Genomic DNA, 6870 nt, shown 5'->3' with positions numbered 1-6870 from the left:
GGACTTCAGGAGGTCCGGACGCCGGGTGGCGATCGCCCGCCGCAGGGGCAGCAGGAGGTTGCGCGAGGTGAGGACCGTGCGGGCCCAGTCCGCGCCCGCCGCGCGTGCCAGCGGCGGCGCCCACCACGGGGGCACCTCCTGGAGCAGCGCGACGTCCCACTCCCACCCGGCGAGCGCGGCCGAGAACTCGGGCAGCAGCGATCGGGGCGTCTCCGGGAGGGACCGTCCGTGGAACAGGTTCCAGGTGAGGACGCGCACGCGCGTATCCTTCCGCAGCTCATGCCCCGACACCTCCTGACCGGACTCGAACTCAGCGCCGACGAGCTGCACGCGCTCCTGGATCGTGCGATCGAGCTGAAGGCCGCGCCCCACTCCAGCACCGCCCTGCGTGACACGGTGGTCGCGCTGATCTTCGAGAAGCCGTCGACGCGAACGCGGCTCAGCTTCGAGGCCGGCATCGTCGAGCTGGGCGGGCACCCGATGCTCCTGCGTTCCGGTGAGCTGCAGCTGTCCCGCGGCGAGTCCGTGAAGGACACCGCCCGCATCCTCAGCCGGCACGTCCAGGCCGTGGGCGTGCGTACCGGTCCCGACGAGCTGCTCGAGGAGCTGGCGGCGGAAGGCGACATCCCCGTCTTCAACATGCTCACGGCCGGGCACCATCCGTGTCAGGCGCTCGCCGACCTGATGACGATGCGCGAGACCTTCGGGACGCTCGAGGGCCTGAAGCTCGCGTACGTCGGCGACGGGAACAACGTGGCCCGGTCGCTGGCGCTCCTCGGGGGCCTCGCGGGGGTCGAGGTGGCCGTCGCCGCTCCCGACGGCTACCAGCTCGAGGCGGAGTGCGGTGCGACGTTGACCGACGATCCGGCCGAGGCGGTCGCGGGCGCGCACGCGATCTACGCGGACGTCTGGGTGAGCATGGGGGACGAGGACACGGCCGCCGCGCGCCGCGCCGCGCTCGAGCCCTACCGCATCGACGACGCCCTGCTCGATCGCGCGGCGCCCGGGGCCGTGGCGCTGCACTGCCTGCCGGCCCACCCCGGGGAGGAGATCACCGCCGAGGTGCTCTACGGGGAGCGCCAGCGCATCTGGGACCAGGCCGAGAACCGCCGGCACGTGCAGAAGGCGATGCTCGAGCTGCTGCTGGCTGCGCCGCGCTGAACGGCACGAGTCCCGTCCGAGGATCCGCGACCGCACGTCGCAGGACGCGGGTCGGATACCGTCCGCACTGACACGCATCGCACTCACGGAGAGGGAGCACGACCGCCATGCCGCAGCCCAAGGACCCCGCAGGATCGCCGCGCAAGCGCACCGCGCCGGGGTCGTCGGCGGGTGCCGCGCGAGCGGCGGGCGGCGCCAAGAAGCCTGCGGCGAAGGCGCCGGCCTCGGGCAAGCGTCTGCCGGCCACCACGCCGCGGCGCCCGGTCGCGCAGGCCGCCGCGGGCGACGAGGCGGCCGCGGTCGCCCGTGACGAGGCCCTGCGGTCCAACATCGCCCAGCTCCGGGACCTGCTCGCCGGTGGGGTCGTGCTGAGCGCCCAGCGCGTGCAGGAGGCGATGGACGACGCGGTCGCCCGCGGCCGCTTGACGCGGGGGGACGCCGAGCAGCTCGCCCAGGGCCTCGTCAGCACCGGGCGGCAGCAGGCGTTCGACCTGCTCAGCCAGGTCGAGACGCTGCTCGGGCGCGGGCCCTTCGACCTGGACGACGCGGCGCGCAAGGTGCGGGACACGGCGGCCAAGGGGGGCGACCGCGCGATCCGCTCCGCCGAGAAGGTCCGGCGCGCCGCGCGGCTCGGCCCCTTCCCGATCCCGGACTACGACGAGCTGACCGCCGCCCAGGTGATCGACCGGCTGCGCGACCTCGCGAGCAGCGACCTCCGCAAGGTGCGCGACTACGAGGAGCGCAACGCCAACCGCAAGTCGGTGCTGGCGGCCGTCGACAAGGCGCTGGCCTGATCCGCGGCGGGCACTCAGCCCGCGATCTCGTCGGCGCGCACGTAGTCCGCCGACCCCAGCAGCGCATCCGCGTCGGTCAGCCACGGCGCTCCGGGCCAGTCCAGGCCGGTCGCCCGCGCCATGCGCCGCGCGTACCGCTCCCGCAGGTCCTGCACGGGACCGTGGTCCAGCAGATCGAGCTCGTGCAGCAGCCGGGCCGCCATCCGTCGGCGGCGCAGCACGCGTGAGGTCGCCAGGTGCGCGGCGATGCGCTCCTGCCCGTGGTCGGGGACGCGGCGCTCGAACGCGAAGGCCGCGGCCTCGGCCACGTGCGGGGGCAGCAGGTGGCGCTCCTCGAAGCGCCATCGCGCGTCGCGGCCGGCCAGCAGGACGGCGTGCCCGGCCTCGTGGAAGAGCGCCTCGGCGTCCTGGATGCCTCCGGTGGGACCGACGACCAGATGGATGTCCCCCGGGACCCGCACCGCGGCGCAGAACGCTCGCGACGACTTCCCGGGCCGCGCCGCGACGTCGATCGTGAACCCCGGATCGTCCGGATCGGTGCCGTGTTCCACGAGCGCGCTGCGCAGCGACGGGAGGAGGGCGTGGGACGGGAACGCCTGGTCGGCCCAGATCGCCCGGTGCCAGCGGGGTACGTCGGCGCGCGTGTACGCGTCCCCGAGGTCGGGCGGGTCCTCGTCGCGCAGCAGCGCCTCGGCACGCCGCGCCAGGCCGCCGAGGTCGATGCCGGTCATCGCCGTCCACAGCGCGCGGTACGACGGCCAGCCGAGCCGCCGGGTCTCGCTGCGGATCACCTCCAGGGCGGCGCCGGCGGACGGGCTGAGCGTCTCGGTGGTCAGCTCCAGGCGTCGCTGCTCGATCCTCGCCCGTTCCAGGACGTCGGTCTCGACCGCGAGGTCGGCGGTCAGCGCGGGCAGGCCGCCGGAGGCCGCCCGGCGGCTGCGCTCGTCGTCGTGCGGTGCGGTGAGCGCCCGCAGCCGCGCGGTCACCGCGAAGCGCCACAGCCGGCGGGCTCCGACGTTCCCGGTGGCGGCCCGCTCGCCGAGCGCCTCGACCGCCTGTACCGACCAGCAGTCCGCGTGGGCGGCGTGGATGGCGGCCGGGTCCCAGGACTGATCGAGCCCGGCGAAGTACCGGTGGTGGGCGCCGCCGAGGGCGGTCGCGTACTCCTGGGCGCGAGCCCGGTAGGCGCTCATCTGCATCGGGATGCCATCCTGACAGTCATGGATGCCCCCGCCGCCGCACGACCCCAGACGGGCCAGGAGCTCGAGCTGACCATCGATCGGCTGGCGCACGGGGGCAACGGCGTGGCCCGCCATGCGGGCGGGTACGTCGTGTTCGTCCAGGGGGCGGTCCCGGGCGACACGGTGCGCGCGGTCATCACCAAGCGCAACCGTCGCTATGCGGAGGCGCGCACGCTCGAGGTGATCGAGCCGAGCCCGGATCGCATCCCGGCGGTCGCCGAGCACCCGGGCGCCGCCTGGCAGGTGCTGCCCTACGCCAAGCAGCTCGAGCACAAGCAGGAGCACGTCGAGGACGCCCTGCGGCGCATCGGCAAGCTCGACGGATTCGTGATGGAGCCGATCGTCCCGGCGGTGCAGGAGTGGGGGTACCGCAACAAGCTCGAGTACTCCTTCGGCGTGGACCCCGACGCTCCCGGAGGGATCGTGTGCGGCTTCCACGCCCCTGGGTCGTGGGAGACCATCGTCGACGGCGAGTCGAAGCTGGGTTCGGACCGTGCCAACGCCGCCCGCGAGCAGGTGCTGACGTGGGCGAGGGCCCAGGGCCTGACGGCGTACGACCGCCGATCGACCGTCGGCTTCCTGCGCAATCTCGTCATCCGCGAGGGACGACGCACCGGTGAGCTCCAGGTACGGCTCGTCACCTCGCCGGGCGAGCTCGACAGCGCGTCGTTCGAGGAGGCGGTCCCGTGCGACTCCCTGGTCTGGACGCAGGTCGACGGCGTCGGCGAGACGACGATGGGCGGCTTCTCCGAGTTGGTCGCCGGTCGCCCCGCCATCCACGAGGAGCTGTCGGGCCTGCGGTTCGCCATCAGCGCCGAGGCGTTCTTCCAGACCAACACGGAGATGGCCGAGCAGCTGTACGCGGTCGCCGCCGAGTTCGCGGAGCTCAAGGGCTGGGAGCGGGTCTACGACCTGTTCTGCGGCATCGGCACCATCGGGCTCGTCCTGTCGCAGCGCGCGGGCGAGGTCTGGGGGCTGGAGATCGTCGAGCAGGCGATCGAGGACGCCATCGCCAACGCCCGGGCCAACGAGATCGGCAACGCGCAGTTCTTCGCGGGCGACGTCCGCCTCGCGCTTCGCGAGCTCGCGGCGAAGGCCAAGAAGCCCGACCTGGTGGTCGTCGACCCGCCCCGGGCGGGCCTCTCGCAGAAGGTCGTGCGGCGCATCGTCGAGACCGCGCCCAAGCGGATCGTCTACGTCAGCTGCAACCCGACGACGCTGGCGCCCAACGCGGCCCAGCTCGTGGAGGCGGGATACGTGCTGCGCAAGGTCCGACCCGTCGACATGTTCCCGCAGACCCCGCACATCGAGGCGGTCGCCCAGTTCGACGCGGGCCCCGGCGGGGTCGGCAACCCCGACCGGGACTGACGCCGCCCGGACGGGCGGTCAGGCGGGGGTGCTGCTCGGCGCGCGGTCGCCGGGCGTGACGGTCGTGACGGGCAGGCCCAGGCCGTTGAGCTTGCTGGGCAGGTCGAGGTGCAGCCACCGGGAGACCCGGGCCGGCAGCGTCGACAGGATCACCTCGTCGAACCCCATGAGGTTCACGGCGTCCTGGATGGCGGTGAGCGGCGCGGGGTCGCCGATCAGGCCTTCGACGTCGGACCCCGCCGCCTCGGACAGGAGCGGCAGCGCCAGTTCCAGCGTCGCGGCCGCCTCGGTGTCGGGCGTGTCCTCGGGGTCCACGAACTTGTGCAGCCCGTGCGCGGAGTTCGGGATGAGCAGCGAGAAGGTGCACGGACCCTTCGCGGCGCGGTCCCGCACGGCGTCGAGCAGTGCGGGCGTCGCTGCGGTCTTGTGCGCGACGACGAGGACTCGGGTGACCGACATGCGGGAAGCCTCCGGGGTGGGTTGTGGCGGATGCCACGATCGTGTCATCGGCGCGTGGCGGGCGCAACCCGGCATCATTGGGGGTGTGAGCGTCCCGGAGGCACACGTCAGGCGCGACGCCGTGCTCTTCACGCTCGCGTCGATGGTCGCGCTGGTGGCGCTCGTCCTGTTCGTGCCGGACCTGCGTGACCTCGCCTCGGCCGCGTTCCGCGGGGACACGGAGACCGCGCGCGAGCGTCTGGACGGGCTCGGGATCATGGGCGTCGTCCTGCTCTACGCCTTCATGATGGTGCACATCGTGGTGCCGTACCCGTCGGAGGTGGCCAGCGCTGCGGCGGGCTACGTGTACGGCTTCTGGCTGGCCCTGCCGATCGCGATGGTGGGGTGGACGCTGTCGGCGATCGGCACGTACTACGTCGGCCAGCACCTCGGCCGCCCCGCGATCCACCGCCTGGTCGGGGAGACCCGCGCGAACCGCGCCGAGCAGATGGTGGCGCGCGGCGGTGCGGGCGCCCTGCTCGCCGCCCGGCTCATCCCGATCGTGCCGTTCAGCCTGATCGGGTTCGTCGCCGGGGCCACGCGTGTCCCGCTCGTGCGCTTCGTCTGGACGACGGTCGTCGGCTTCCTGCCGCTGACAGCGGCCTGCGTCTACCTCGGCTCGCGGCTGGAGTCGCTGCACCCGTCGGACCCGTTGGTGTGGGTGGCGCTCGCGCCGCTGCTGCTCGCCGTCATCGCCGGCGTGTGGGCGCATCGCCGACGGAACGGCGGCAGCCGTCAGACGGTCACGCAGGAGGGGTAGCGGTCATCTCGTCCGGGGTCCCATCGGAGCGCGGGTCGGCGCCTGGCTCCCATGAGACGAGCTGCAGCACCACGCCACACGGGTCCGTGACCTGGAAGTAGCGCTCGCCCCAGGGCTCGGTCTCGATCGGCGTGGTGATGACCACGCCCTCATCCTGGAGCCGCGTGTACTCGCGATCGACGTCCTCGACGACGAACGCCAGGAGGACTCCTGCGGCATGGCAGTCACGCAAGGTTTCCGGCTTCATGCTTGGCAGGCCCGTGCGCAAGAAGACCAGGTTGAAGCCGGCGTCATCGCGGCGTATCGAGACGACGCCGTCGGCAGCCATCTCCTGGGTGAAGCCGAGGTGATGACAGGCGAACGCGGCCGACGCCTGCGGGTCCTCGACGTTCAGGCAGACCGCGGACGAGGTGATGGGTTGCACGAGGGCTCCTGTGGGATCGCGGGTGTACGACGTACTGCGTACACCGTACAGTGTACATAGTTTCCGGCCCGCGATGATCTGCCCATGACCGACTCGACCGGCGGCGGTGACCCCGCGCGGACCCTCGCCCTGCTGTGGCGTCACGAGGTGCCGCTGCCCGCGCGCCGTGGGCCGCGGCAGGGCCTGAGCGTCGACCGCGTGGTCCGCGCCGCGATCGCCGTCGCGGACGCCGAGGGCCTGGAGGCGGTCACGATGCGGCGGCTGGCCTCCGACCTCGGCGTGGCTCCGATGACGCTCTACGGGTACGTGCCCGGGAAGGCCGAGTTGCTCGATCTCATGCTCGACGATCGCTACGGCGCGATGCCTCGGCCGTCCTGGGGGCGGCTGGGCTGGCGCCGAAGGCTGACCGCGGTCGCTGACGCGAACCGCGCGCTGTATGCAGCGCATCCTTGGGCTGCGACAGTGTCGACCGGCCGGCCACCACTCGGGCCGGGACAGATGGCGAAGTACGAGTACGAGCTCGCTGCCGTCGCAGGCACGGGCCTCGGCGACATCGAGCTCGACGCGATCCTGGCGCTCGTCCTGGGCTTCGTCCGGACGAACGCGATCGAGGCCCAGGCCACG

8 protein-coding genes and 1 pseudogene are annotated in these 6870 nt (G+C 73.0%); 5 read left to right on the top strand and 4 right to left on the bottom strand.

Going from position 1 to position 6870, the window contains the following annotated elements:
* Positions 1 to 258, bottom strand: a pseudogene (locus tag ABYE80_RS15225) (hypothetical protein); the annotation flags it as partial.
* A 21-nt stretch (positions 259 to 279) separates the two neighbouring features.
* On the opposite strand from ABYE80_RS15225, the gene argF reads away from it, so the two are divergent.
* Both argF and ABYE80_RS15215 read left to right on the top strand, forming a co-directional pair.
* Positions 280 to 1161 carry an ornithine carbamoyltransferase gene (argF, locus tag ABYE80_RS15220; RefSeq protein WP_372791137.1) on the top strand — a complete coding sequence of 294 codons (882 nt, stop codon included), beginning with the start codon at positions 280 to 282 and terminating at the stop codon, positions 1159 to 1161.
* A 107-nt stretch (positions 1162 to 1268) separates the two neighbouring features.
* Positions 1269 to 1955, top strand: a complete 687-nt coding sequence (locus ABYE80_RS15215; protein ID WP_372791135.1) for a hypothetical protein — start codon at positions 1269 to 1271, stop codon at positions 1953 to 1955.
* A 14-nt stretch (positions 1956 to 1969) separates the two neighbouring features.
* On the opposite strand, the gene ABYE80_RS15210 is transcribed toward ABYE80_RS15215, so the two are convergent.
* The gene (locus ABYE80_RS15210) at positions 1970 to 3154 is read right to left on the bottom strand and encodes a hypothetical protein (protein ID WP_372791134.1); all 1185 of its coding nucleotides are present in this window, start codon (positions 3152 to 3154) and stop codon (positions 1970 to 1972) included.
* Positions 3155 to 3175: 21 nt separating this feature from the next.
* Here ABYE80_RS15210 and rlmD point away from each other — a divergent pair, with 21 nt between their 5' ends.
* The gene (gene rlmD, locus ABYE80_RS15205; RefSeq protein WP_372791133.1) at positions 3176 to 4564 is read left to right on the top strand and encodes a 23S rRNA (uracil(1939)-C(5))-methyltransferase RlmD; all 1389 of its coding nucleotides are present in this window, start codon (positions 3176 to 3178) and stop codon (positions 4562 to 4564) included.
* 18 nt (positions 4565 to 4582) lie between these two features.
* Here the strand turns inward: rlmD and ABYE80_RS15200 are convergent, their stop codons facing one another.
* Positions 4583 to 5023 (bottom strand): hypothetical protein, encoded by a 441-nt coding sequence (locus ABYE80_RS15200; RefSeq protein WP_372791132.1) that lies wholly within the window; start codon positions 5021 to 5023, stop codon positions 4583 to 4585.
* 85 nt (positions 5024 to 5108) lie between these two features.
* Here ABYE80_RS15200 and ABYE80_RS15195 point away from each other — a divergent pair, with 85 nt between their 5' ends.
* Positions 5109 to 5822, top strand: coding sequence for a TVP38/TMEM64 family protein (locus tag ABYE80_RS15195; protein ID WP_372791131.1), 714 nt, complete (start codon positions 5109 to 5111; stop codon positions 5820 to 5822).
* Here ABYE80_RS15195 and ABYE80_RS15190 read toward each other — a convergent pair.
* Positions 5806 to 6246: a VOC family protein gene (locus tag ABYE80_RS15190; protein WP_372791130.1), complete on the bottom strand. Its 441-nt coding sequence runs from the start codon at positions 6244 to 6246 to the stop codon at positions 5806 to 5808. The two genes, ABYE80_RS15195 and ABYE80_RS15190, sit on opposite strands and share 17 nt — an antisense overlap.
* 78 nt (positions 6247 to 6324) lie before the next feature.
* Here ABYE80_RS15190 and ABYE80_RS15185 point away from each other — a divergent pair.
* Positions 6325 to 6870: TetR/AcrR family transcriptional regulator (locus tag ABYE80_RS15185; protein ID WP_372791139.1), on the top strand; the 546-nt coding region annotated here is incomplete at its 3' end.

It is taken from the genome of Paraconexibacter sp. (assembly GCF_041602235.1).
Taxonomy (GTDB): Bacteria; Actinomycetota; Thermoleophilia; order Solirubrobacterales; family Solirubrobacteraceae; genus Paraconexibacter.
This window is presented reverse-complemented; position numbering and strand designations above follow the sequence as displayed.